The sequence below is a fragment of the Rariglobus hedericola genome (genome assembly GCF_007559335.1).
Classification (GTDB): Bacteria; Verrucomicrobiota; Verrucomicrobiia; order Opitutales; family Opitutaceae; genus Rariglobus; species Rariglobus hedericola.
On the sequence record NZ_VMBG01000001.1, the window covers coordinates 605,510 to 629,957 of the forward strand.

Here is a 24,448-nt window from a genome sequence, read left to right on the forward strand (position 1 = left end):
GACAGACAAACGCCTTGGGTGGGCGCAAGCGCAACTTTGCCTAGTTGATAAACGTGCCGCTTTTAAATGTCGCACGAGTCTTTGCCGCCCGAACCGTCGGGGATGGCCATTTCGAAGGCCGGCAACACCACATGGATGTGCCGACCAAGATCATCCACGCCGTGAAAACTGCCGTGTGAGCGGGCAGGGCAGGCCGTGACATGATAGCTGTTGTAAGAAAATTGTTCACCCGGGGACAGCCGTGGGGTTTCACCGACGATTTTGTCGCCCTCGATCACGAGCTGGCTGCCATCAGCATGCGAAACCACCCATTTGCGGCCCAGCAAGGTCACCGTGTGATCGGAGCCGTTGTGAATCGTGATGAAATACACGAACGCATGCGGTTTGTCCGGCGGCAGGCTCTTGCCCCCGTGGTGATACACGAGCTTGTCGAGGCGGGCGGTGAGGCCGGGAAGGGCGAGGGAAGCGGACACGGCTGACAACCAACCCAACGGATGCCGCTTTGCAACCGCTTTGGCCTTGGACGGTGTTACGCACTGCGGGCTTGCCTCTGTTTTTGCGCGCCCGCACAAAGCACCTTTTATGGAAAAACTGGCCCTTCTTTCGGTGAGCGACAAAACCGGTCTGGTCGACTTCGCGACCGCCCTCGTCAAGCAACACGGCTACAAGCTGCTTTCCACCGGCGGCACCGCCAAACTGCTCGCTGAAAAAGGCCTTCCGGTCACCGAGGTGAGCCAGCACACCGGTTTTCCCGAGATGATGGAAGGCCGCGTGAAAACCCTGCACCCGAAAATCCACGGCGGTTTGCTGGCCCGTCGCGACAAGGCCGACCACCAGGCGGCCGCCAAGGCCCACGGCATCGACATGATCGATCTCGTTGTGGTGAACCTGTATCCGTTTGAGCAGACCGTCGCCAAGAAGGACGTCCACTTCGAGGAAGCCATCGAGAATATCGACATCGGCGGTCCTTCGATGCTGCGCAGCGCCGCTAAAAACCACGAGAGCGTCACCGTCGTCGTGGATCACAACGACTACGCTGCCGTGCTCGCCGCGTTCGCCGATCCGGCCTCGCTCTCCGCCCTTCGTCGCAAGCTCGCCCTCAAGGTTTTCCAGCGCACCGGCGCCTACGACACCGCGATAGCCAAGTATCTCGAATCCCAGGCCGATGAGCCGAACCTCGATGCATTGAGCGGTTTGCCCGCCACGCTCACGCTCTCCTACAAGAAGGCCCAGTCGCTGCGTTACGGTGAGAATCCCCACCAGCAAGCCGCGCTTTACGGCACTTTTCATGACCATTTCGAGCAGCTCCAGGGCAAGGAGCTTTCGTATAACAACATTCTCGATATCACGTCCGCCACCTATCTGATTGGCGAGTTTGAGAAGCCCACGCTGGCCATCCTCAAGCACACCAATCCGTGCGGCGTCGCCTGTGCTGATGATTTGGATACGGCTTGGGAAAAGGCTTATTCCACGGACCGCCAGGCGCCGTTCGGCGGCATCATCGTCGTCAACCGCACGCTTGAGGCTTCGCTCGCAACCAAGATCGCCGATATCTTCACCGAGGTCATCATCGCCCCCAGCTTCAGTCCCGAAGCCCTCGCGATTTTCGCCAAGAAGAAAAATCTGCGTCTGATGATCGCCAAAGAAGGTCTCGGTGCCGATTCCTTGCAGGACATCCGCTCGGTCGTTGGCGGCCTGCTGGTGCAGGATCGCAACAAGCTCCTCGGCAATCCGCGCGACTTCAAAGTCGTCACGAAGCGTCAGCCCACGGCGGAAGAGTGGGACACCATGATGTTCGGCTGGCGCGTGTGCAAACACGTCAAATCGAACGCCATCGTCTATGTGAAAAACGAGCAGACGCTCGGTGTCGGCGCCGGCCAGATGGCCCGCGTGGACAGCTCGCGCATCGCCATCTGGAAAGCCGGTGAGGCCAAGCTCGATCTCTCGGGTTCTGTGGTCGTTTCAGAGGCCTTGTTCCCGTTTGCAGACGGCTTGATCGCCGCGGCTGACGCCGGCGCCACCGCCGCGATTCAGCCGGGCGGCAGCGTGCGCGATGAAGAAGTCATCAAAGCCGCCGACGAGCGCGGCATGGCGATGGTCTTCACGAGCATTCGCCATTTCAAACATTGATCGAGCAGCCGGATGCCGCGTTGTCCCGATCGGCGACAACGCGGCTGGCTTTTAATTTAAGGAAACTCGACCAGCGCGGGCGCGGGAGTGCGTGGCCGCGGAAGAGTCAACGTGAGGAGTTTTGACGGGGCGGTCGTGTGGTTGCGCACTGAATGGGTTTTACCCGTCGCAATATGCAGGGCTTCGTCTTTGCGCAGGATGAAGTTCGAGAGGCCCACGGTCGCGGTCAGGCTGCCTTCACATACGAACAGAATCAGGTTCTGCGTGGCGGGCTGATCCGACGCGGGTGTTTCGACGCCGGGACCAATCAAGGTGAGGCCCGCTTCGAGTCCGGACTCGGAGAGGATTTTGCGGGAGAGCAGCCAGGTTTCAGTGGAAGACGCGGTGTAATCTGAGGTTTTCATTTCGCGATTAATTTAAGGATTCGGAGTTGAGGTTGTTTATGCGCGGATCGGCTCAGGGCCGGTGGTCTGTCTTACGGTAACGATGCGCAGTTGGCGCAGGCCGCCGGGCATCTGCCAGGTGAACTCGTCACCGGAGGCATAACCGAGCAGCGCGGTGCCCAGCGGTGAGAATACCGAGATGCGATTCAGCGCTGCGTTGGCGGTGTCGGGCAGCGTCAGCGTGTAGAGTTCGCATTCGCCGGAGACTAGGTCGGCCACCTCGACCACAGAGTCGAGCGCGACGACGTCGGGCGAGAGCGTGTGGTCATTGACGAGCACGGCGCGGTTGAGCTCGGCGAGTAGGTTTGCGACGGCCTCGCGAAAGCGTTTATGGTCGGCAAACGCCGGTATGCGTCGGCGGATCTGCTGATTGTCGGTTTGTGAGATATAAATGGGTTTTGAATTCATGATGTTTTGAGTCGAGTGCGTGCGATGCCCGCGCACGGACGCATCGCGAGAAGCCTCGCGGGCGGTCGCTGCGGTTGGGCGTGAGTCCGAATGCGTGCGCGCAAAAACGCACGTGAGGGACGTGATTTTAAAGTTCGGGAGTTCACCTGCGATCAGGCTGAACTTCTCCGAAGAACCGGCGGCTGTATTGACTTAGCGGACGCTTGGTTCCACGCGATGCGCGGACGGTATCCGTCGTCTTTCAGCAGACGCCGGATAAGCCAGGGAAGACCACAATCACAGAGCCAGCCAGCAAGTGGCTGTGAGTGTTGTTGAAAGTGGTCATGACGGCGAAAGCTATCGGTTCATTTGCATGCTCTGTCAAGTGGCCGGAGCACTTGCAGGCGGGTTCACTTTTCCATGCGCAGAAGCACCGTGTCTTTCACACGGCCCGCTTCGTCGTAGTTCACTTGAACGGTGAGTTTTTTTCCGGAAAGTGCGGCGAGCGGGGAAGTGCCATTCTGTTCCAACAGTGCGAGCATCTCAGTCTGTTCAGCCTGCTCGGGCTCGACGGGACGCGGCGCTTTTTTGCTGGCTGCGGTGCCCTGCACAAAAGTGAAGACGTCCATTTGCAGACCGGCGCGGCTCGTGGATGTCGTGGCGGGAATGCCCAGTTCGTCGATCACCACGGCGCGCGTTGTGCCGGGCTGGAGGACATTCAAGTCCTTGCGCGTGGCCGACGAGGTCGAGGAGGCGCAGCCGGTCAAAAATAGAATAGCGGCGAGGGAACCGGTGGTGAAAAGCGAAAGCGGGGTGGGGCGATGCATGGGAAAGTGGGTGTGTGGTTACCCGACCGGTCAAACTTGCAGCAGTTCCGTGTCTTGCATGGATGACCGACAATCGCATCGTAGCCGCTTCATCGATGAAACCGCATTACAACTTGGCCGAGACCCGCACGCCCGACGGGGCACGTCTGTCGCTCCACGAGCATGACGGCACCTATTGCATCCGACTGAACGGCCAGGATTTGATGCACTCGATGACGAGCTCTTCCGAAGTGCTCTTGGGCGAGCTGGCCGCGGATCGTCTCGCCACGAAAAACCCGACCCGTGTTATCATCGGTGGCATGGGGCTCGGCTATACTTTGAAAGCGGTCATCGCCAAGGCCGGTGCCAAAGCCGTAATTGAAGTGGCGGAGCTTATGACCGAGGTCGTCGAGTGGAACCGCACGCACATGGCGAAGCTCAATGGTCACCTGCTGGCTGATCCGCGGGTGCAGGTGCGTCTCGGTGATGTCGTCGACACCATCGCGAGTGCCCGTCCCAACTCTTACGACGCGATCCTGCTCGATGTGGATAACGGTCCCATTCCGATGGTGCGCGCCGGCAACTTCCGGCTCTATAGCCCGCGCGGCCTTGAGACGATGAAGGGCAAACTCAAGCCGGGCGGACGGCTCGCCATCTGGTCGGCGAGTCCCGACCACACCTTTGAGGCGCGGCTGCGTGCTGCGGGTTTCACCGCACAGGCGATTCCGGCCAAACTTTTTCCAACCGCCAAACGCAGCGCGTATGTGATCTACGTGGGCGACAAGCCTGCGCTGGATTCAGAGGAATGGGTTCCTAAGACCGAGCGTAGCAAGCCGCCGCGCCGTCGCTGAGCACGATCACGCCAGCGCTTTTCGCAGTTCAGCGATCAGCGCTGCGTAAGCGTCGTCTGTTAGGAGTTGTTTGGGCTCGGGCATCATCGTGAACGTGGTGCCCCACGACGGGCCGTCCACGTATTTAGGGACGAGATGCATGTGGAGATGCGGCAGTTTATCGGAATATGCGCCGTAGTTGATCTTGGCCGGATTAAAGGCGGTTTTCATCGCACGCGCGGCACGGGCCACGTCTTGCGTGAACAAGCTGAGCTCGGCGTCGGACAGCTCGAAAAGTTCGTTTACGTGATCGCGGTAAGCGACGACGCAACGGCCGCGGTAGGTTTGCTCCTTGAAGAGATAAAGCGTCGAAACCTGCAGCGGCACGATTTCGATCATTAGATCGGTGAGGCGCTGATCTTTGCGGCAATACAGGCAATCGGGCAGGGGCGATGTCATGGGAGCGAGTTTAGGCCGGCGGGCACGGTGACGTGACATACGTGAGCTGGAATCAGTTTCAGAGGCGTGCAGCCACGAAGCGTGTGAACCAGAAAGCGAAACCCAGGTCTGCCCCGCCAGATGATTTCCTTCCTGCGACGCTTAACTCCGAAGCAATATGCCATGATTGGCGGCGGCGTGATCGTCTTGGTGCTGGTCATGTTATTTTACCGGCAGATCGATATCGAAGCGATCCAGGAGCACGCTAATGAGTTGAACGGTTTTGTGGTGTTCGCGGGCATGGTTGTGCTGCCACTGCTGGGATTTCCAGTGAGTGTTGTTCACGCGGTCGCCGGCCTGCGTTTTGGACTCGGGTTTGGATCGCTACTCGTCGCACTGGCGACCCTGCTCCAATTGCTGGCTGCCTATGGACTAGTGAAGCTAATGCCGGGATTTTTTAATCGTAAACTGGAGCCGTTGCGCAAGCGCCTGCCGAAAGGTGCGCATACACCGGTGACGTTGTTTACCATGTTACTCCCGGGCGTTCCCTATTTTTCTCAAATCTACGTGCTTCCTTTGATCGGGGTGCCGCTGGGCACATTCATCATGTGGAGTCTGCCAATCAATGTCGCACGTTCGATCGTCGGCGTGACCTTTGGTGATATTTGCGACGAGCTTACACCTCTGAGCATCGCGGGGTTTGGCGCTTATTTTATCGGTATTTTGCTGCTGTGCGGCTGGTCTTTCCGGCGACTGCGAAAAATCATGCTGGCGAAGCAACCGGCCTCCGAAGGCGGACCCACGCCTTTGTCTGAACCGGTGGGTGGCTGGGATCGCTTTTGGGAGCACCGTAAGCACCGCAAAACGGATAGTCGCTTTTAATGCGTTGAGGTAAGGGCCGCCATAATGACGGGCGGTATCAGTGGCGGTATCACCAAACTAATTTAATGGCCTTTAAGAACCGTAAGCCGTGACGCGTTTGAAGTCGCTCCACTTGTATTCGACGGGGTTGCCGAATTTGGAAAACAGAACCTTCGCCGTGCTGCCGGGCTTCACGACAGCGGTGGGTTCACTGTCCTTGTTTTTGTCCGAGTCGGGCTCCACGTGAACATCCAGATCGACGTCCGTGACTTTTGCCAGGCCGAGGGCAATTTTCATGGGTTCGCGCAGCAATGCAGCGATGTGGGCGATGTCACCTTTCGCTTTGTCCACGGTGACAATCACGGAGAGTTTATCGATGGCGACCAGCCGTGCTGCTTCCGGTTTAATGCTGATCTCGAAGCGGGCGGTCTTGTCGTTTTCGTCGATCAATTTGGAGTCATCCAGATTCAGGTATTCTGACAGCGACTTGGTCGCTTTTTTCCGAGGACGATTATTCTTTTTGGATTCCCATTTGGTGCGCTCGGCATCCGTGGGCTGCTTGCCGTTCAACTCGATCAGTTTCCAGCGTTGGTTGTCGGGCAACGACGGGTCGTAACGCTCAACCCATGTTTTCACCACCTCGTCTTTATCTCCGAATTGGGTGGTGTGCTGGGTGAAGGCGAGATCCCGGCGCCCTTCGTCCCAATGCTCCACCGCTTTCACAAGGAGAGGCGATGGTGCCGCCTGCAGCACGCCGCCGATCAAAAGGCCGATGGATACCATTCTAATGAAAAAGTGAGTGCTCATGATTATTAACAATGACAGGTTAATCCCCGTCCGGTTCGCCGTAGGTGAGGTGGGAATTAATCAGCTAGCAATCGGTGCGCAGAGCAAAGTTGCGGTTTGGCCGGCATTTGTATCCCATCCCGCGCATGAAATCCCCTTTGATCGTGATCGGTGTGCTGTCGGTATGCGCTTTGATTACGGGCTGCACCACGGTCAATGAGACCGGTCGCTCCCAACTGATGCTCGTCTCGCCTTCGCAGGAAGCGCAGATGGGTCTCTCGACTTTTGATCAGATTAAAAAAGAGGAAAAGATTTCCAAGGATCCGGCGATTAACGCCCGCATCCAACGCATCGGCGTTCGTATCGCCGCCTCGGTGGGCCGCGATGTGCCCAATGCCCAATGGGAGTTTGTCGTGTTCGATTCGGCGACGGTGAACGCGTTCGCTCTCCCCGGCGGCAAGGTCGGCGTCTATACCGGCCTCATCAAACTGGCGGCCAGCGATGACGAACTCGCCATCGTCATGGGCCATGAGATTGCGCACGTGACTTCACGCCATGGCGCCGAACGCACCTCGCAAAACTATGCGATCGCCGGCGTGGGCCTGGCCGCCGCCATCGGCATGGAGGTCAAGAATGTCGATCCCGCCAAACGCAACATGGCGCTGGCCGCTTATGGACTCGGTTCACAGGTGGGCGTCGCGCTGCCTTTCTCGCGTTTGCATGAGAGCGAGGCCGACGCCGTGGGACTTCGTTTCGCAGCAGGTGCCGGTTATGATCCGCGCGCAGGCGCGACCTTCTGGCAGAAGATGTCGAAGCAGGGCGGAGCGAAGCCGCCGGAGTTCCTTTCCACGCATCCGTCGGACGCCACGCGTATCGCCAACCTTCAGAAACTCGCACCGCAATACATGCCTCTCTACGAGCAGAGCAAAGCGAAGTATCAAACCGCATCCAAGTCCGCCGAACAGGCCGAGGCTGATGCGTTTTTGAAAGGAAAGTGAGTCGCTGCTTTTGGCGGAGGTAAGGCTTTTCTGTCTGGCCGAAGCGAATACGGGCGTTCACATTCGGGGCATGTTTGATCCCGTCGAAAAGCTGAAGGAATTCATCCGTCACCCCAGTGTTTCCGCCGACCCGGCTTTCAAGGCCGGCATGAAAGGCGCGCTTGATTTCGCCTCGGGCCTGCTGGGCTCGATCGGCTTCAAAGTCGAGGTGGTGAAAACCGATCTCCACCCGATCATCCTCGCGTCGCGCGGTGACAACACCGACTGGCCGCACGTGATTATCTACGGACATTATGACGTGCAGCCGGCCGACCCGCTCAACTTGTGGAACTCGCCCGCCTTTGAGCCTGAGATTCGCGGCAACCGTCTCTATGGACGCGGCGCGGCGGATAACAAAGGTCCGCTGATGGTGCACATCGCGGCAGTCGGTCGCTTGCTCGAGCGCCGCCCCGATCTGCCCTTGCGCATCACGTTTATGATCGAGGGCGAAGAGGAGATGGGCAGCCCCAGTTTCGGCAAGTTTCTCGAAACGTATGGCGACCGGTTGCGCGAAGCCGATCTGGTGTATCTGTCGGACACCTTGCTCCCGAGTGAAGACCAGGTGGTCATCACCTGCGGCCTGCGCGGCTTGGTGCTGTGCGACGTCGTCGTAACCGGATCAAAAGGAGACCTGCATTCGGGCCTGCACGGCGGCGTGTTGCGCAATCCGATTCAGGCGGTGTCCGAACTATGTGCGTCGCTGCACAAGCCTGATGGTTTTGTGAACATCGACGGCTTCTATGATGACGTGATGCCGGTGGAACCGTGGGAGCGTGAGCAGATCCAGAAGCTCGGTGCGGACACGGAAGAATACCGGAAATTCCTTGGTATCCCCGCATTCCATACACCGCCTGGCTACACGCCTTTTGAAGCGATCCGCGTGCTGCCGACATTGGAATTTAACGGCATCGGTGGTGGTTATCAGGGCGAGGGCAGCAAGACGGTTATCCCGAGCAAGGCGTTCGTGAAAATCAGCTGTCGCCTCGTGGCCAACCAGACTCCGGAAAAAATCCGCGAGCTGCTTTACGCGGCCATTCGTGCACGCATGCCAGCCGACGTGACCTACGAGATCATCGATCAACATACCGGCACGCCCTACGTCGTCGTGCCGCCGGATCGTTCGAATACGCCCGCGGATCAATCGCCCGTGCTGGCGGATGCATTCCGCGCGGCGGACAAGGTCATCGCCGACGTGTTTGGCAAACCGCCGCTGTATCTACGCGAAGGCGGCAGTGTGCCGATCATTGCCGAAATCAAGCGCGTGACCGGTCTGGATTCCGTAATGATGGGCCTGTTCCTGCCCGAGGATAATCTGCACGCGCCCAACGAGAGTTTTAATCTCGATGTGATGGAGAAGGGCATGCGCACCTCGGAACGTATTCTCGAGGCGATCGCTGATCGCAAATAACCAAAAGGCGGCTGCAAGCCGCCGGAGATGGACGCAAAAAAAGCCCCGGATTTCTCCGGGGCTTTTTGTAGTTGGAAACCGATTACGGCTTCAGAACAACGAGATCGACGCGGCGATCCTTGGCAGCGGTGGCCTCGTCGCTGTTTTCGACGGCATCGAGGTCGCCCTTGGAGAGGACTTCGAGCTTGTCGGCGGCGACACCGGAGGTGGTCAGGTATTGCTTGGCGGCGTTGGCGCGGCGGTCACCGAGGCCGAGGTTGTATTCGGCGGTGCCCTTCCAGTCGCAGTGGCCTTCGAGGAGAAGACGGGCGGTGGGATTGGCTTCGAGGTAGGCCTTGGCTGCGTCGAGCTTGGAGCGCTCGGAGGCCTTGATGCCGGACTGGTCGAAGTCGAAATAGACGGTTTCGCCAGCGAGGGCGGTGCGGTCGCCGTTGGCGAGGTCGTTGGCGCCACGGCCATCGAGAGCGGTGCCGGGGGCGAGATCGGTGCCGACACCACCGCCGAGGCCGATATCGGAGCCGGAAAGGCCGCCGCCATCCGGGCCGATCACGGTGCGGGAAGGATCAGGACGCTTGGGTTTCTTGGAGCAGCCGGCGAGTGCGACTGCGGCGGCGATGATGACGAAGCTGAGTTTCTTGGTGGAGAGGTTCATGGGTGAACGATAAAAAATACGAGGTGATTTGACCTTATCGGCCATTCAAATTGGGTCGCAAGTTATTTAACGCCGTCTTTGCAAACCATGTCATCTTCCTCTCGCACCGCATGGTTTCTCTTTGATAACGGCTCGGTGCGGGCGGATTCCACGCTCAGCTTGCGACGGGTGGCCGTAACCTTGGCTGAACGGACGGGCCTGCCGGTGCAGGCAGTGTCGCTCTTGCATTCCAGCAAGGTGCCGGCCGAGTCGCTGGACGGAGAACCGGCAAGGCTGCTGGAACCGGCGCTGATGGAGCATTTCGCGACGTTTCCCGACGGAGAGGCGGTGTTACTGCCGTTATTTTTCGGTCCGAGCGCGGCGTTGACCGAGTATGTGCCGTCGCGACTGGCTAGCGTGCGCGCACGGTTTCCGCGCGCACGACTACGGATGGCGCCCTGGCTGGTAAATCCTGAGGATGGCGACTGCCGGCTGGCAGGCATGTTGGCGAATCAGGTGCGGGCGACCGCTAAATTGCGTGGATGGAACCGTCCCAATGTCGTATTGGTTGATCACGGGTCGCCGCAAGCAGCCGTGGCCGCAGTGCGCAACCACTTGGGCGAACAGGTGCGCCGTGAATTAGGCGCTGAAGTGGTCGCGTTGTCCGTGGCCTCGATGGAACGGCGGGAAGGCGATGCCTACGCCTTCAACGAGCCCTTGCTGGCTACCGCGTTGCGCACGCCGCCGTTTAATCAGGGAGACGTGATCGTAGCGCTGCAGTTCTTGTCGCCCGGACGACATGCGGGACCCGGCGGGGATATTGCGGAGATCTGCGCGGCGGCCGAGGCGGAAAACGCTGGCCTGCACACCCAAATGACCCAGCCGATCGCAGGTGAAAGCGGGTTGATCGATTTGCTCGCCGAGCGACTGTCGCAGGCGGTGCAGGTGTCGAGCTAAGGCGTTCGCACCCACTCGGAATCCGACAATAAAAAAACGCCGGCCCGAAAACGGGCAGGCGTTAATTCAAAGGCAGCGTTTGCCTAAAAGTTAAACGGGCTTCTTTGGCTCGATGAGACCGACCTCGAGGGCGTAGCGAGTGAGGCTGGCGACGTCGTGCAGGTTCAGCTTGCGCATCAGGTTGGTGCGGTGGTTGTCCACCGTCTTCACGCTGATATCGAGGCGGGAAGCGATTTCCTTGGTGCTGTTACTCTCGGCAACGAGTTGGAGGATCTCGCGTTCGCGATCGGTCAGGAAATCAGCCGTGGCGCTGGAGGCGGGATTAGCGACGACGTTGCGGAGCAGGGAGGCAACGGCCGGTCCGAAATAGGTGCCGCCATTGGCGACGGTTTCCAGGCCCTTCTTAAACTCGAAGAGACCGGCGGTTTTTTCGACAAAGCCATGGGCGCCGGCTTCGAGCATTTCACGGACGAGCACGGGATTCTCGTGGCCCGAGAAAACGAGCACGCGGACGTTTTTAAGCTGTTTCGTCAGGCGGCGAAGCAAATCCACGCCATTAAGGCCGGGGAGCTTGGCATCGAGGACCAACAGGTCGGGCTTTACATCCAAGCAGAGGGTGAGGGCGCTTTGGCCGTCACCGCTTTCACCCACCAGCTTATAGTTGGGATCGAGTCGGAGGATTTCCACCAGCATTTCGCGGATGGCGGTCTGGTCTTCAATGATAACGAGTCGTTTCATGCGTGCTGGACAAAAAATGAATAATGCAATCGGGCTGAGGCTGGCCCGCAGATAACGGCACACAACAAGGCGGCATGGAGTCTGACGCGATAACTTTTTGTAAAATCAGCTCAGGTTTTCATAATTGTTCCGTATTCTAAGTTCTATGAAGCGCCTAGCTCCTGTGATCTTTTGGTTGGGACTGCCCCTTCTTTTGGGGTGGGCAGGGTGTGCGGAGGTTCCGGTTGCAAAGCCTTATCAGGCTGCTCCCGCCACCGACGTGGGGAAAGTCCAGGCTTGGAGCGATGCGGAACAAGTGGCCGGAACCAACACGGATCGCATCACGGTGATTGGCACCGGTGAATCGATGCGACCGATTTACGGAGAAAACACGGTGCTCGTTCTTAGCAAGATCGAGTATGATAATCTCAAGCCCGGGATGCAGGTGGCTTATTTGAGCCAGGCCGGAAGCCGGGTGGTGCATGTTTTGCTCGAAAAAGATACGGGCGGTTGGCGGGTGCAGGGTCTAAATAACCAGCACGAGGATCGGGAGCGCGTGACGCGCTACAACTTGATCGGCGTCGTTTACGCCTCGTTTGCGACCGATGAGGCGCTGAAATAACCGCCGGGCGTGACGCCCTCTGCTTCGTGTGTCCGGTGGTGGGTCGACCGGGATTCGAACCCGGAACCAACAACTTAAAAGGATGCTGCTCTACCATTGAGCTATCGACCCCCAGACCAGAAGAGGGTCTGAATTGGTTTCCGCCGTCGGGTTTGGCAAGCGTTTTTTCCTTCGAAAAGTCTTTGCCGTTTGACACTTTCAACACGGAGGCAACGTCTGGTTGCCTGCACGCCTCGCACTTGCGACCCAGCCGGCCCCATCGCCCTGCCAACCTTCACGGATAAATTTGGGAACAATCCAAAACTATACGAATCACACTTCCTCTGAACGTATGTCTACGAAAGCACAGGAAGTAGCCTTGGATCGCCTCCTTGTTGATCGTTTTAAAGGCGGCGATGAAGCCGCGTTTAACGAAATGGTGAGCCGTTACTGGGACCGTATCTATGGTATGGTTCATCAGTTGCTGCGCAATCAACAGGACGCCGAGGAAGTGACTCAGGACGCGTTCATCCGCGCGCATCGTGGTCTCGTGAATTTCCGGGGAGATTCCGCGTTTTCGACGTGGCTTTACCAGATCGCCACCAATCTCGCCCGCAATCGCTACTGGTATTGGTGGCGCCGCAAGCGGGATAAGACGGTTTCGTTCGATCAACCAGTAAGTGCCGACAACGACACGCCGCTTTCCGAGGTGTTCGCCACCGAAATGGCCACGCCCGGCGATATCACCGTCACACAGGAACTCGTCGACCACATCGCGGTCGGCATGGAAAAGATCAGTGCTAAACACCGCGAAATTTTGATTTTGAGAAACGTTAAAAACATGGCCTACGAAGAAATCGCCGAGGTGCTCTCGATTTCGGTCGGCACGGTGAAAAGCCGTATTGCCCGCGCCCGCGAAAGCCTTCGCTCTGCAATCGGGGAGGAATTCCAATGAACGACCGCCGGTTCATCGAACTGCTCAATCTCTACGTCGATCATCAGATCGATCCATCGGAGGCGGCTGAACTCGAAGCAGAGGTGCTGCGCAATCCCTCGCGCCGTCGGGCTTATGATCAATATTGCCGCCTGCAACGCGGGTGTTCGCTACTCGGTGCGCATGCGCGCTCCGCCGCTCCGGCCTCTCAAGGCTTTGCTCGTTCGGTGCGCGATGCCGAGCGCAAGATCGCCGCGCCGCGTCGGGCGGTTCCGATCTGGCGCACGGCGTATTCAGGGGCTTTTGCCACGGCGGCGATGGCCGCTTGCGTGGTCGTGATTGTGGTGGTGAACCGCCAGTCCTCCGCACCCGATGCACTCGCTTCGGAACAGGTGTTAACCGCCACGTCCAATCAGGAGCCGGTGGCAGCAACCGTGGCTCCGGTTGTAGTCGCTTCGAACCAAGCGCCGTCCGTCCCGGCAATGAGTGCCACGGGGCCGTCCGCGTTTGAGTTTCAACCGGTCATGACTGCCGCCGCACTCACCGTGGCGCGCACGCCACGTGAGGCAGAAATCGCTTCCAATGATCGCGACGCCCTAGAGTGGATGCAGCGCGTTGATGCATTGCAGTTGTCGCGAGTGGTGGTCGATGAGCAGGCTTTTGAAGCGCGCCCGACGCTTCAGCCCGACAACCGCGTGTTCCGTAGCCGTCACTCACTCCAAGGCAACAACAGCGCCGCCGAATTCACGGCGTTTCAGTTCCAACGCTAAGCGATTTTTCGCATTTCCCGCCCGTGTGCGGATCGAAGCCCTCGGTTAAGAGCCGAGGGCTTTTTTAATGAGCTGCTCCGTCGTGGCCTTGGGGCCGATGGCAAGTATGGCGCGGCGGATTGCTTCGTCGGCATCGGCGGTTTTGTAGCCGAGTGCGTTGAGCGCAAGAATCGCGTCGCGCATTTTGTTATCCGCGGGCGCGGCGGAATCCTCACTGGAGATGCCACTGGCCGATAAGACGCTCTCGGCGGAGCCGGTGACGCCAACCTTGGAGCGGAGTTCGATCACGAGGCGTTCGGCGGTTTTTTTGCCGATACCGGGGCACTTCGAAAGCGTCGCCACGTCGCCGTTGGCGATCGTGCTTTGGAGCAGCGGCAGTGACAGCTTGCTCATGATGGTGAGAGCCATCTTCGGACCCACGCCGGTGACGTGCTCGATCATGAGGCGGAAAAAATCGCGCTCCGCCGGCGTGGCGAAACCGTAGAGCGTCTGTGCGTCCTCGCGATAAATCACGAGTGTGTGCAGCTTCACGGTGGAGCCGGTCTGTGGAAGTTTTTCCGCCGTGGTGACAGGAATGTTCACCTCGTAGCCAAGGCCGTTGAGCTCGATTATCGCATGCAGCGGAGTTGCCGCGGTGAGCAGGCCTTGGATGGAAGTGATCATCTATTATTTCAGACCGAGCACGTCCTGCATGTCGTAAACGCCGGCGGGGCGACCGACCACCCATTGCGCGGCGCGAATCGCTCCGCGGGCGAAGATTCCGCGGTCGGACGCTTTGTGGGTGAGCTCGATGCGTTCGCCGAGCGCGGCAAACATCACGGTGTGATCACCGACGACGTCACCGCCGCGCAGCGCATGGATACCGACCTCGGTCGAGGTGCGTTCGCCCGTGATGCCTTCGCGGCCGTGGCGCAGCGCGTCGGCGGTGAGCTTGCGTTCATCGAGGATGATTTCGAGAAGGCGTGCCGCGGTGCCGCTGGGGGCATCCTTTTTGAAACGGTGGTGCATCTCAATCACCTCGGCGTCGTAGTCGGAGCCGAGCACGGCCGAGGCGCGACGGGTGAGGGCGAAGAGCAAGTTGACGCCTACGGAGTAGTTGCCCGACCAGACGCAGGGGATTTTGGCGGCTTCGACGAGGAGGTGCTTTTTTTCGTCGGCGGAGTGACCGGTCGTGCCGATGACGAGCGCCTTGTTGTGCTGGGCGCAGAGGCTGATGACGTTGGCCGTGGCGGCGTGGAAGCTGAAGTCAATAACGGCGTCAGCCTGAGAGATGCCGGCGGCAAGATCGTCGCCTTGGTCAAGGGCGGCGACGACGGTGGCCCCGGCTTCTTTGGCGGCGGCAGTGATGGCCTGGCCCATACGGCCGCGGGCCCCGATGAGAGCAATGCGAAGGGACATGGAAATTACTTGCCGAGGGACTTGAGGACAGCGACGAGCGTTTGCTCGCTGGCCTTGGTGAGTTCGGAGAGCGGTTCGCGAACGAGCGCCTCGCGAATGATACCTGCGCGCACGAGCGCGTGTTTCACCGGAACAGGATTGGGCTCGATGAAGAGAGCCTTAAAAATTGGGTAGAGCTTGCGGTGGAGCTTCGTGGCCTTGGCGAGATCGCCGGCGAGTCCGGCGTTCACCAGTTGCACGACTTCCTTCGCGAACAGGTTGGATGCCACGCTGATCACGCCCTCGGCGCCGACGGCGATGAAGGGCAGGGTGAGGCTGTCGTCGCCGCTGAGCACGGTGATATCCTTGCCAAGCGCGGACTTCAGTTGGTCAACGCGATCGACGGAACCGCCGGCTTCCTTGATGTAGCGAACGTGGGGATACTTTGCGCGCAGGCGTTCGACGACCGGCACGCTGATCTCGATACCACAGCGACCGGGAATCGAGTAGAGGATGACGGGCTTGTCGGTGGCCTCGGCCACGGACGAGAAATAACGAAACACGCCCTCCTGGGATGGCTTGTTGTAATAAGGCGCGACGACCAGCACGGCATCGGAACCTGCCTCGGTGGCCAGAGAAGTGAGTTCGACGGCTTCCTTGGTGGAATTGGAGCCGGTGCCGGCGATGACAGGAACACGACCGCGCGTCGTCTCAACCACGGCGCGGATGACGTCGAGATGTTCCTCGTGCGAAAGAGTAGGGGACTCGCCGGTTGTGCCGACGGGAACCAAGCCGTTGATGCCGGATTTGATCTGAAACTCCACGAGCTTGCGCAGATCGTCATAAGCGACGGACTGGTCTTTCTGAAAGGGAGTCACCAGAGCGGTGATCGTGCCGGTAAGTGGGCGGAGTTTCATGGAGGGATTTCTGAAGATACCTTGCACAGCACAGCACCCCACTTTACCAAATCCGCAACGTTTTTCATCTGCTCCAACTTCATGTCGCAAACCACCGAAATCTTTAACGACTTGCTTAAACTGGCCGTGGAAAGCGGCGCCAGCGACATCGTTATCAAATCCAACAAGCCGGGCTATGTGCGTATGTCAGGCCGCTTGAAGCCCGTGGACATGGACCCGATCTCGGCCGATGAGGTGCGCGAGTTCGTGGATACACACGTCCCGCGCGTATTCAAAGCACGTTGGGAAGAGGAGGGGCAGGTCGACTTCGCCTATTCGGCGGAAGGCATCGGCCGTTTTCGCGTCAACGGCTTTCATCAACGCGGCACGGCCAGCATCGTTTTACGTCACATCAAGAGCCGTGTGCCCACGTTCGCCAATCTCGGGCTCAATCCTGAGCCGCTCCTGAATCTCGCGAAATGCAAAGACGGCATCGTGCTGGTGTGCGGTGCGACCGGCTCGGGTAAGAGCTCCACGATGGCCGCCATGCTCGGTTGGATTAACGAGAACATGGACAAACATATCGTGACGCTCGAGGACCCGATCGAGTTCACCTTTCAAGACGACAAATCCGTGTTTCAACAGCGTGAGATCGGCCTCGATGTGCCGACCTTCGAACTCGCGATCAAATCCGTCCTGCGCCAAAACCCCGACATCATCTTGATCGGCGAAATGCGCGACAAAGAGACCTTTGAAACCGCCATTTCCGCCGCAGAAACCGGCCACTTGGTCTTCTCGACGATGCACGCGGCCACGGTGGCTCAATCACTCACGCGCCTGTTTGAGTTTTTCCCGCCCGAGCAACAGGTTCAGGCACGACGCCAAGTCGCCGGATCACTCCGCGGCTTCATCTGCCAAAAGTTGATCCCTACGATGGAAGGCGGCGGACGGGTTCCCGCCAACGAAATCCTGAGCGCCGATACGGTCATCAAGACGCTCATCCTCGAAGGCCAGTTCGAGAAGATCCAAGGCTTGCTCGAAGCCGGCACTGACTCGGCGAGTTTCTCATTCAATCGCGATCTCTATCGCCTCGTGAAGGCCGGCACGGTGAGCAAGGCCGAGGCGCTGCGGTTCTCGCCCAACCCCCAAGCGCTGGAGATGAATCTCAAGGGTATCTTCTTCAAGACCTAACCCAACGCGCCGGCCGTCCTGGCGGCGCGTCATTTTTCGAGCTTGGTTTCGCGCGGGAGGGCCTTTAGCCGTGGTCGTTTCCAATCATGGCTTCCGCACTCATTTTTTCCGGACAGGGCGCTCAAAAAGTCGGCATGGGCAAGTCGCTCTACGAAAACTCCGCCACCGCGCGCGCCCTCTACGACGAGGCCAATCGCGTCCTCGGCTGGGATCTCGCCAAGATTTGTTTTGAAGGCCCCGAGACCGAGCTGACGCAGACCAAAGTCTGCCAGCCAGCGCTCTTCGTTCATGGACTCGCGGTGCACGCGATTCTGAAAGAGCAGGGGAAACTGGGCGACGTTAAGTTTGCCTTCGGTTTGAGCCTCGGCGAAGTCACCGCGCTGACCGCCGCCGGCGTGTTTGATTTTGCAACCGGTCTCCAGGTCGTCGCCGAACGCGGCCGTCTCATGCAGCTCGCCTGCGAACAGTCCACGGGAAGCATGGCTGCCATCCTCGGGGAAGAACGCGCGACGATTTACGACTTGTGCGCGGCCTTCGACATCGAGGCGGCCAATTTCAACGCGCCCGGCCAGATCATCGTCTCGGGCGAAAAATCCAAGGTCGAGGCCGCCGTCGCCGCAGCCAAGGATCGCGGCATCAAAAAGGTCATCCCTCTGAACGTCGCCGGTGCCTACCATAGCCGTCTGATGGAGCCCGCCCGGGCATCCTTCGCGACCTATCTGCAGGGAATCACCTTCAATGCGCCGCAACTTAAGGTGTTCACGAACACCACTGGTCAGGCGGTCAGCGAGCCCGCCGCCATTCGCGAGGCGCTCGTGAAACAGGTCGTGTCGTCCGTCCTTTGGGAGGATTGCATGCGTTCGGCCGTCGCCGCCGGTGCGACCGAGTTCCTGGAGCTTGGCACAGGCGGGGTGTTGGCCGGTCTGGCCAAACGCACGGACAAGGCGTGGGTCGTCAAGAGCCTCGCCGAGTTTGCCGATTTGGGGGCTTGAATGCCGCGAGGGTGGGCCACACGCTCACCCCTTAACTCTCTTTAACCGCATCCGCGGTTCCGTTTCACGGGACTGCATTGCCTGCCAGCCCGACCGCATGGACGTCTCCCTTACTCGTAACTTTTGCATCATTGCCCACGTTGATCACGGCAAGACGACGCTCTCCGACCGCCTGCTCGAATACACCAACACGGTTACTCAGCGCGTGCTGACTGCGCAGCACCTCGACTCCATGGACTTGGAGAAGGAGCGCGGCATCACGATTAAGAGCCATCCGGTCACGATGCATTATCCGGCCAAGGACGGCCTGATCTACAAAATCAACCTCATGGACACGCCCGGCCACGTGGACTTCGCCTACGAAGTCTCGCGCTCGCTGGCTGCCTGCGAAGGCGCCGTCCTCCTCATCGACGCCGCCCAAGGTGTCGAGGCCCAGACCGTGGCCAACGCCCATCTCGCGACCGCCCAAGGCCTGAAAATCATTCCGGTCATCAACAAGATCGACCTGCCCTCGGCCAACCTCGATCTCTGCATCACGCAGCTCGAAGATATTCTCATGATCCCTGGCGAAGAGGCCATCCTTGCCAGCGGCAAGTCGGGCATCGGCATCCAGGATATTCTCGAAGCCGTCGTCGCGCGCATCCCGCCGCCACGCTGGTCTCATCATCCCGCCGTGCGCGCGCTCGTGTTCGATTCGCTCTACGATTCCTACCGCGGCGTCATCACCTATGCCCGCGTGTTCTCCGGTTCCGTGAAAGCCGGTGATCAGATGCTTCTGATGAGCAACAATCAGAAGTCCGAAATCAAAGAAGTCGGCGTCTTCACCCCGAAGATGACCAAGATGGATACGCTCGGTGCCGGCGATGTCGGCTACGTGATCTCCAACATCAAGGATACTTCCGACATCAAGATCGGCGACACGCTCACACTCGTGAAAAATCCGGCGACCGACATGTTGCCCGGCTACAAAGAAGTTCGCCCGATGGTGTTCTGCGGACTCTATCCGCTCGAGTCGCAGGATTATGAAAAGCTCAAGGCCGCCCTCAGCCGCCTGCGCCTCAACGACGCCGCATTCCTCTATTCCTCCGAAAGCTCGGTCGCCCTCGGTTTCGGTTTCCGCTGCGGCTTCCTTGGCTTGCTCCACATGGAAATCATCCAGGAGCGCGTGCGCCGCGAACACGACGTTGAGATCATCTCCACGTATCCAAGCGTCGTCTACAAAGTGAAGACGCACGGCAAGGACGAGATCGAGGTTGATAACCCCGTTAACTTGCCCGACCCCGGCACGATTCTCTACATCAGCGAGCCGACCATCCGCGCCTCGATCCACATCCCCAACGAGTCAATGGGCGACATTCTTTCGCTCATCATGGAAAAGCGCGGCGTGTGCGACCAGACCGACACACTCGACGGCAACCGCGTGATGCTCACCTGCAATCTCCCGCTCAATGAAATCCTCGTCGATTTCAACGACCGCCTTAAATCCGTCACCCATGGATACGGCTCGATGGACTACGAACTCGGCGCCTACCAAGAGTCGGACCTCGTGAAGATGGATATCATGATCAACGGCGATCCCGTTGACGCGTTCTCCAGCATCGTCCACCGGGACAAAGCCGAAGGTAAAGGCCGCGTGCTCTGCGAAAAACTCGCCGAGATCATCCCGCCGCAGATGTTCAAAGTCGCGATTCAGGCTGCCATCGGCGGCAAGATCATCGCTCGCGACAACGTGAAGGAAATGCGCAAGGACGTGACCGCAAAGTGCTACGGCGGTGACATCTCCCGTAAGCGCAAGCTCCTCGACAAACAGAAAGAGGGCAAAAAGAAGATGAAGATGATCGGCAAGGTTAACATCCCGCCCGACACCTTTATTCAAATCCTCAAAAACTAACGAAGTCAGGGGCGCGTCATCACCGACGCGCCTTTTTCATATTACGAATTTCGCTAAACCTCGTCTCTATTTCCCATGTTTTTTGGCCTCTTTGATTCGGTTGAGAAAAAAATGCGTAACAACGCCGCCAACTGGCTCGAGTTGTCCGACAAGGTTTACAACTACCGTCGCGACGTGCTGACCGAGGCCGAGCGCAACACGCTTCAGCAAGCAGCCGGCACCGTCCGCCGCCAGCTCAACGAGAAAAGCGACGCCAGCAAACTGAAGCTGGCCATCGAGGCGCTCGAGAACGCGCTCCGGCGCACGGGTGGCACGCATTACCCGAAGTCGGGCTTGATGGAGAACGTCGAATTCTTCCTCGTGGCCGCCATCGTGATTTTGGGTGTGCGCATGTATTTCGTGCAGCCGTTCAAGATCCCGACCAATTCGATGTGGCCGAGCTACAACGGCATGACGCCTGAAGTATTCGCATCGAAAGCCGATGAACCGAGCGCGGCGGGCAGGGTGGTTCGACTGGTCGCCATGGGCGCACGTCCACGCACACTGGATGCGCCTGCATCAGGCGAAGTGCTGATTCCAATCGCCGGACGCCAGTCCCGCGGAATCGTTAAATATCGCGAAGTCCCCGGCCGCGCTTGGTTTGTTTTCCCGTCACGAGATCGTGAATACAGCCTGCTGGTTGGCGATCGTGTGGTTACCACCCAAGTCCCGCTGGACTTCGATTTTGACTGGGTTATCCGCGATGCGTTTTTCCCGGGCAACCAGTCGCTAAGTGAAAGTTTGGAAGCCGTCGTTGCTCGTGGTGATTTCGTGGACAAGGACGTAACCACGGCGTCGGGCACCGAGCGCATGCGGTTCATCCGCACCGGTAAAACCGTCCGTGCCGGTGAACGCGTCCTGTCATTCGATATCCTCACGGGGGATCAGCTCTTCGTGGATCGCGTGAGCTACCATTTTATTAAGCCGCAGCCGGGCGACGGGTTTGTTTTCCGGACCGATAACATCGACAGTCCTTACATGAAGGATGCCGCAGGCCGTCAGCTGGAACAGTATTACATCAAGCGTCTGGCCGGCACTCCGGGCGACAAGTTGGAGATTCGGGAGCCCGTTCTTTATCGCAATGGAGCGCCGATCACGGGGTCGACCGCGTTTAACCGCAACGCCACGCATGAAGAAAAGTATCCCGGTTATCGCTCGGTAGGCTTACTCGCACCCGGCCAGACCTTCACGGTTCCGCCTGACTCGTATGTCGCGCTAGGGGATAATTCCGCTAACAGCCAAGATAGCCGTTATTGGGGCACGGTGCCGGCCAAAGACGTAGTCGGCCGTCCGCTATTCATCTATTATCCGTTCACGAAGCGCTGGGGCGTTGCTCCTTAAGTCACCGGTTTTAATGGAGTTAAGTTGCTTTAGTGGCAATCTCAGCCCCCAGTGACAGGTATCGCACAATAGATATTATGTCTAATTGCGCTTTGGGCGCAATTGGTGCCGGGCACATTGGTAATTAATCAGGGTCTTTTGCTGTGATTGGTATTAGTGCTTACGCTCAATCCAACCCCTATGAAGTCCTCATTGTTGATCAGCGGTATAATCTGTGTGTCGACGCTTCGTGCGCAGGCATTGGATTTCCCTACTCCGGTTAACGTCGCCCCCACCAACTCGTCAGCTGCTTCAGTCGCCACGAACGCACTGCGCAGCGACTCGGATCTCGACACAATGCTGGGGTCAATCGCTCTATATCCGGACGCATTGATCGCGTTGATTCTGCCGGCTTCGACCAATCCGGCGAATCTGGTGCTCGCTGCCCGGCATGTGGCGGCAAACGGAACTCAGGCAACCCTCGCCGCCCAACCATGGGACGAAAGTATCAAGGCTCTCACTCATTACCCGGACGTGCTGCGTTGGATGGATCAAAATCTCAGCTGGACCCAGGCACTCGGCCAGGCGTTCGTGGCTCAGCCGGCTGATGTCATGAATGCGGTTCAGCGCCTGCGTTCCCAGGCACGTGCTTCCGGCACCCTCGTGGATACGCCACAGCAACGAGTCCTGTTGGAAAACGGCTCGCTCGTAATCGTGCCCACGCAGCCGGAAATCATTTATGTGCCAGTGTATGATCCGGCCGTCGTCTATGTGCCGGTTTCTTCACGTGTCACCATCAGTTATATTCACTTTCAATCCGGCTACCCGTCGGGCCCGTGGTTGAACCATGGCTTTGACTGGCGGCAACGTCGCTTGCGCCCGGTATCGTATCCATACTATGGACACATTTACGGATATAATTATCCCGTAGCGCACCGGCCTCAAGGTCGCACGCAAGTTTGGGAGACCGGTTCACCCAATTCCCCTGCCTACCGCCTGAATCCCGTCCAGATTAACCGGCCCCCAACGGTGTATCCCAAGGCGCAACAGCCAGGCCAACCTAAGGTTGATCTTCGTCCACGTGAATTCCCCCGGCCAATCAATCAGCCCGTTGCGCCGGCCGCCTCCCAGATACCCCGGCGTATGGATACGCCGCAGAGGTCTCAACTTCAGCAGCGCATAATTACACCGCCTGCGAGCAGCGTGCCAGTCGGCCCCGTCGACACTCACTCAGGCACGCAGAACCTTCAGCGTAACCGCCCGCGCACGACGCCCTGATTCGGACGGAACCGAGGGCCGGTTCACGTTTCTAGTTGGCGAGTATTACGCCGAAGTTCCAGCCGCGAGCTTGCGGCCAACTCTACTAAAAACAAAATTCACCTACATGGCCTCCACCGCTACGTTGCAAGCACCCCTGTTTTCATGGCTCCAGCAACGCTCTTCAGGCGTGCTTCTTCATCCGACCTGCCTCCCTAACGATCAGGGCATTGGCGTGCTCGACGGTTCAGTCGATCAACTGCTGGAATTCCTGAAGGATTCCGGAGTGAGCCAATGGCAACTGTGCCCGCTCGGGCCGACCGGTTATGGCGACTCGCCCTACCAGTGTTTTTCGTCGTTCGCGGGCAATCCTTACCTGATTGATTTATATCCGCTGGTTCATTGCGGGCTGCTGACACACGGGGATCTCGATAGTGTGCGGCAATTGCCTCGCGACCGCGTCGATTACGGCTGGCTCTACTCCACGAAGTTCCCCCTGCTCTTCAAGGCATTCGAGCTCTACGCAGGCCAGCGGGACTCGGTTAAATTACCTTACGGTGATTTCGAGTCATTCAAATCCACGCACGCCTCGTGGCTCGCACCCTACTCGCTGTTTTTGGCGATCAAAGATTACTATCACGGGGCCGCCTGGTGGGACTGGCCGGAGGATGTGCGGTTCTTTGCCAAAGCTCAAAAAAGCCAGCTGGCTAAAACCGTGGCGGCCCGCGCCGAAGCGCACGCGTTTTTCCAATACTTGTTCTTCGGCCAGTGGGCGCGTGTGCGCACCAAGGCGACGTCGCTGGGCATTGAAATCATTGGCGACGCCCCGATTTTTGTCGCCCGTGACAGCGCCGACGTGTGGGCCGCTCCCCGACTTTTCCAGATCAACCAGAAAACCGGCGTGCCTCTGGCCGTTGCCGGTGTGCCGCCCGATTATTTTTCGGCCGACGGACAACTCTGGGGTAATCCACTTTACGCGTGGGACGAACATGCGGCCGATGGCTACTCCTGGTGGCTGGCGCGATTGAAGGCTAACTTCGCGTTGTGCGATATCGTGCGCATCGACCATTTTCGCGCCTTTGACACCTATTGGTCTATTCCGGCCTCCGCCACGACCGCGAAGAATGGTGAATGGAAAAAGGGACCGGGCTTAGCTTTCTTTAAAGCCGTTCATGACGCCCTGCCCACCGCACGGCTCATCGCCGAGGATTTGGGCGAGCTCTTCCAGTCCGTCCGGGATTTGCGCGATGCCACCGGGCTTCCCGGCATGACTATCCTGCAATTCGCTTTTGGCGGTGAAGCGGACAACCTTTACCTCCCTCATAACCTTCAGGCGAACAGCGTCGTGTATCCAGGAACCCACGACAACAACACGACCATCGGCTGGTATCGCTCTGCATCCGAAAAGGAACGGGACTACGTCCGTCGTTATTTCAGGATCGGCGGCGAAGAAATCGGCTGGGATTTCATCCGTGTTGCCTATGCCTCCGTGAGCAACCTGGCGGTTATTCCGATGCAGGATTTTTTCAGCCTGGGTGCCGAAGCACGTTTCAATACCCCCGGCGAAGCTGCGGGCAACTGGCAGTGGCGCTATTCCGAGCAGCAGTTGCGCCAGCTCCACCATGAAGGTGGCGCGGCCTATCTGCGCGACTTGGCGACGCTTTACGGTCGCCTTTGAAGTTGTGAGATGCGGAGCGCGTCATCAGGCGCGTCGCGTGTGGGCAGTCCGAAGTTGGTCTAAGACTCCGG

The 24,448-nt window shown here is 58.8% G+C and carries 26 protein-coding genes and 1 tRNA gene; 15 read left to right on the top strand and 12 right to left on the bottom strand.

Annotated features, from left to right (window positions below; genetic code table 11):
• Nucleotides 1-62: 62 nt before the first annotated feature.
• Entirely contained in the window at nucleotides 63-473 is a 411-nt protein-coding gene (locus FPL22_RS02795; RefSeq protein WP_144228592.1) for a Co(2+)/Mg(2+) efflux protein ApaG, read from the bottom strand.
• 109 nt (nucleotides 474-582) lie between these two features.
• Between FPL22_RS02795 and purH the strand changes: the two genes are divergently transcribed.
• Nucleotides 583-2,130 carry a bifunctional phosphoribosylaminoimidazolecarboxamide formyltransferase/IMP cyclohydrolase gene (gene purH / locus FPL22_RS02800; RefSeq protein WP_144228593.1) on the top strand — a complete coding sequence of 516 codons (1,548 nt, stop codon included), beginning with the start codon at nucleotides 583-585 and terminating at the stop codon, nucleotides 2,128-2,130.
• A 56-nt stretch (nucleotides 2,131-2,186) separates the two neighbouring features.
• Here purH and FPL22_RS02805 read toward each other — a convergent pair whose 3' ends face one another.
• The 3 genes from FPL22_RS02805 to FPL22_RS02815 form a co-directional block, all read right to left on the bottom strand.
• Nucleotides 2,187-2,534 (bottom strand): cupin domain-containing protein, encoded by a 348-nt coding sequence (locus FPL22_RS02805; protein WP_144228594.1) that lies wholly within the window; start codon nucleotides 2,532-2,534, stop codon nucleotides 2,187-2,189.
• Nucleotides 2,535-2,570: 36 nt separating this feature from the next.
• Nucleotides 2,571-2,981: a GreA/GreB family elongation factor gene (locus FPL22_RS02810; RefSeq protein ID WP_144228595.1), complete on the bottom strand. Its 411-nt coding sequence runs from the start codon at nucleotides 2,979-2,981 to the stop codon at nucleotides 2,571-2,573.
• Between the two features lie 389 nt (nucleotides 2,982-3,370).
• Nucleotides 3,371-3,787, bottom strand: a complete 417-nt coding sequence (locus tag FPL22_RS02815; RefSeq protein ID WP_144228596.1) for a hypothetical protein — start codon at nucleotides 3,785-3,787, stop codon at nucleotides 3,371-3,373.
• A gap of 62 nt (nucleotides 3,788-3,849) precedes the next feature.
• On the opposite strand from FPL22_RS02815, the gene FPL22_RS02820 reads away from it, so the two are divergent.
• Nucleotides 3,850-4,617: a spermidine synthase family protein gene (locus tag FPL22_RS02820; RefSeq protein ID WP_203235105.1), complete on the top strand. Its 768-nt coding sequence runs from the start codon at nucleotides 3,850-3,852 to the stop codon at nucleotides 4,615-4,617.
• 6 nt (nucleotides 4,618-4,623) lie between these two features.
• On the opposite strand, the gene FPL22_RS02825 is transcribed toward FPL22_RS02820, so the two are convergent.
• Nucleotides 4,624-5,055 (bottom strand): HIT family protein, encoded by a 432-nt coding sequence (locus FPL22_RS02825; RefSeq protein WP_144228597.1) that lies wholly within the window; start codon nucleotides 5,053-5,055, stop codon nucleotides 4,624-4,626.
• Between the two features lie 120 nt (nucleotides 5,056-5,175).
• On the opposite strand from FPL22_RS02825, the gene FPL22_RS02830 reads away from it, so the two are divergent.
• On the top strand, nucleotides 5,176-5,916 hold the full coding sequence (locus FPL22_RS02830; RefSeq protein WP_203235106.1) for a TVP38/TMEM64 family protein: 741 nt from the start codon (nucleotides 5,176-5,178) through the stop codon (nucleotides 5,914-5,916).
• 72 nt (nucleotides 5,917-5,988) lie between these two features.
• On the opposite strand, the gene FPL22_RS02835 is transcribed toward FPL22_RS02830, so the two are convergent.
• Nucleotides 5,989-6,702 carry a hypothetical protein gene (locus tag FPL22_RS02835; protein WP_144228598.1) on the bottom strand — a complete coding sequence of 238 codons (714 nt, stop codon included), beginning with the start codon at nucleotides 6,700-6,702 and terminating at the stop codon, nucleotides 5,989-5,991.
• A 125-nt stretch (nucleotides 6,703-6,827) separates the two neighbouring features.
• Here FPL22_RS02835 and FPL22_RS02840 point away from each other — a divergent pair, with 125 nt between their 5' ends.
• Both FPL22_RS02840 and FPL22_RS02845 read left to right on the top strand, forming a co-directional pair.
• Nucleotides 6,828-7,679 (top strand): M48 family metallopeptidase, encoded by an 852-nt coding sequence (locus FPL22_RS02840; RefSeq protein WP_144228599.1) that lies wholly within the window; start codon nucleotides 6,828-6,830, stop codon nucleotides 7,677-7,679.
• Between the two features lie 70 nt (nucleotides 7,680-7,749).
• Nucleotides 7,750-9,126: a M20/M25/M40 family metallo-hydrolase gene (locus FPL22_RS02845; protein WP_144228600.1), complete on the top strand. Its 1,377-nt coding sequence runs from the start codon at nucleotides 7,750-7,752 to the stop codon at nucleotides 9,124-9,126.
• Nucleotides 9,127-9,208: 82 nt separating this feature from the next.
• Here FPL22_RS02845 and FPL22_RS02850 read toward each other — a convergent pair whose 3' ends face one another.
• Entirely contained in the window at nucleotides 9,209-9,778 is a 570-nt protein-coding gene (locus FPL22_RS02850; RefSeq protein ID WP_238991295.1) for an OmpA family protein, read from the bottom strand.
• 87 nt (nucleotides 9,779-9,865) lie between these two features.
• On the opposite strand from FPL22_RS02850, the gene FPL22_RS02855 reads away from it, so the two are divergent.
• Nucleotides 9,866-10,714, top strand: coding sequence for a sirohydrochlorin chelatase (locus FPL22_RS02855; RefSeq protein WP_144228602.1), 849 nt, complete (start codon nucleotides 9,866-9,868; stop codon nucleotides 10,712-10,714).
• Nucleotides 10,715-10,804: 90 nt separating this feature from the next.
• Here the strand turns inward: FPL22_RS02855 and FPL22_RS02860 are convergent, their stop codons facing one another.
• A complete protein-coding gene (locus tag FPL22_RS02860) occupies nucleotides 10,805-11,452 on the bottom strand; it encodes a response regulator (protein ID WP_144228603.1) in 648 nt (215 codons plus the stop codon).
• Nucleotides 11,453-11,597: 145 nt separating this feature from the next.
• Here FPL22_RS02860 and FPL22_RS02865 point away from each other — a divergent pair, with 145 nt between their 5' ends.
• The gene (locus FPL22_RS02865) at nucleotides 11,598-12,053 is read left to right on the top strand and encodes a S24/S26 family peptidase (protein WP_144228604.1); all 456 of its coding nucleotides are present in this window, start codon (nucleotides 11,598-11,600) and stop codon (nucleotides 12,051-12,053) included.
• 36 nt (nucleotides 12,054-12,089) lie between these two features.
• Here FPL22_RS02865 and FPL22_RS02870 read toward each other — a convergent pair.
• Nucleotides 12,090-12,164: transfer RNA gene (locus FPL22_RS02870), tRNA-Lys, on the bottom strand.
• A gap of 220 nt (nucleotides 12,165-12,384) precedes the next feature.
• Here FPL22_RS02870 and FPL22_RS02875 point away from each other — a divergent pair.
• Nucleotides 12,385-12,987 carry an RNA polymerase sigma factor gene (locus FPL22_RS02875; RefSeq protein ID WP_144228605.1) on the top strand — a complete coding sequence of 201 codons (603 nt, stop codon included), beginning with the start codon at nucleotides 12,385-12,387 and terminating at the stop codon, nucleotides 12,985-12,987.
• Nucleotides 12,984-13,736, top strand: coding sequence for an anti-sigma factor family protein (locus tag FPL22_RS02880; protein WP_144228606.1), 753 nt, complete (start codon nucleotides 12,984-12,986; stop codon nucleotides 13,734-13,736). Before FPL22_RS02875 ends, FPL22_RS02880 begins: the two co-directional genes overlap by 4 nt.
• 45 nt (nucleotides 13,737-13,781) lie before the next feature.
• On the opposite strand, the gene ruvA is transcribed toward FPL22_RS02880, so the two are convergent.
• The 3 genes from ruvA to dapA are packed head-to-tail and all read right to left on the bottom strand — an operon-like array spanning nucleotide 13,782 to nucleotide 16,030.
• Nucleotides 13,782-14,399, bottom strand: coding sequence for a Holliday junction branch migration protein RuvA (gene ruvA / locus FPL22_RS02885; protein ID WP_144228607.1), 618 nt, complete (start codon nucleotides 14,397-14,399; stop codon nucleotides 13,782-13,784).
• Between the two features lie 3 nt (nucleotides 14,400-14,402).
• Nucleotides 14,403-15,134 carry a 4-hydroxy-tetrahydrodipicolinate reductase gene (gene dapB / locus FPL22_RS02890; RefSeq protein WP_144228608.1) on the bottom strand — a complete coding sequence of 244 codons (732 nt, stop codon included), beginning with the start codon at nucleotides 15,132-15,134 and terminating at the stop codon, nucleotides 14,403-14,405.
• A gap of 5 nt (nucleotides 15,135-15,139) precedes the next feature.
• The gene (gene dapA, locus FPL22_RS02895; protein ID WP_144228609.1) at nucleotides 15,140-16,030 is read right to left on the bottom strand and encodes a 4-hydroxy-tetrahydrodipicolinate synthase; all 891 of its coding nucleotides are present in this window, start codon (nucleotides 16,028-16,030) and stop codon (nucleotides 15,140-15,142) included.
• An 81-nt stretch (nucleotides 16,031-16,111) separates the two neighbouring features.
• Between dapA and FPL22_RS02900 the strand changes: the two genes are divergently transcribed.
• From FPL22_RS02900 to malQ, 6 genes are all read left to right on the top strand, one after another.
• On the top strand, nucleotides 16,112-17,200 hold the full coding sequence (locus FPL22_RS02900; RefSeq protein ID WP_144228610.1) for a type IV pilus twitching motility protein PilT: 1,089 nt from the start codon (nucleotides 16,112-16,114) through the stop codon (nucleotides 17,198-17,200).
• Nucleotides 17,201-17,286: 86 nt separating this feature from the next.
• Entirely contained in the window at nucleotides 17,287-18,192 is a 906-nt protein-coding gene (fabD, locus tag FPL22_RS02905) for an ACP S-malonyltransferase (protein WP_144228611.1), read from the top strand.
• Between the two features lie 97 nt (nucleotides 18,193-18,289).
• Nucleotides 18,290-20,083: a translation elongation factor 4 gene (lepA, locus tag FPL22_RS02910; protein WP_144228612.1), complete on the top strand. Its 1,794-nt coding sequence runs from the start codon at nucleotides 18,290-18,292 to the stop codon at nucleotides 20,081-20,083.
• A 75-nt stretch (nucleotides 20,084-20,158) separates the two neighbouring features.
• On the top strand, nucleotides 20,159-21,463 hold the full coding sequence (gene lepB / locus FPL22_RS02915; RefSeq protein ID WP_144228613.1) for a signal peptidase I: 1,305 nt from the start codon (nucleotides 20,159-20,161) through the stop codon (nucleotides 21,461-21,463).
• A 216-nt stretch (nucleotides 21,464-21,679) separates the two neighbouring features.
• Nucleotides 21,680-22,720 (top strand): DUF3300 domain-containing protein, encoded by a 1,041-nt coding sequence (locus FPL22_RS02920; RefSeq protein ID WP_162525166.1) that lies wholly within the window; start codon nucleotides 21,680-21,682, stop codon nucleotides 22,718-22,720.
• Between the two features lie 106 nt (nucleotides 22,721-22,826).
• Complete coding sequence (gene malQ, locus FPL22_RS02925) at nucleotides 22,827-24,377, top strand: 4-alpha-glucanotransferase (protein ID WP_144228615.1); 1,551 nt, start codon at nucleotides 22,827-22,829, stop codon at nucleotides 24,375-24,377.
• Nucleotides 24,378-24,448 lie beyond the last annotated feature (71 nt).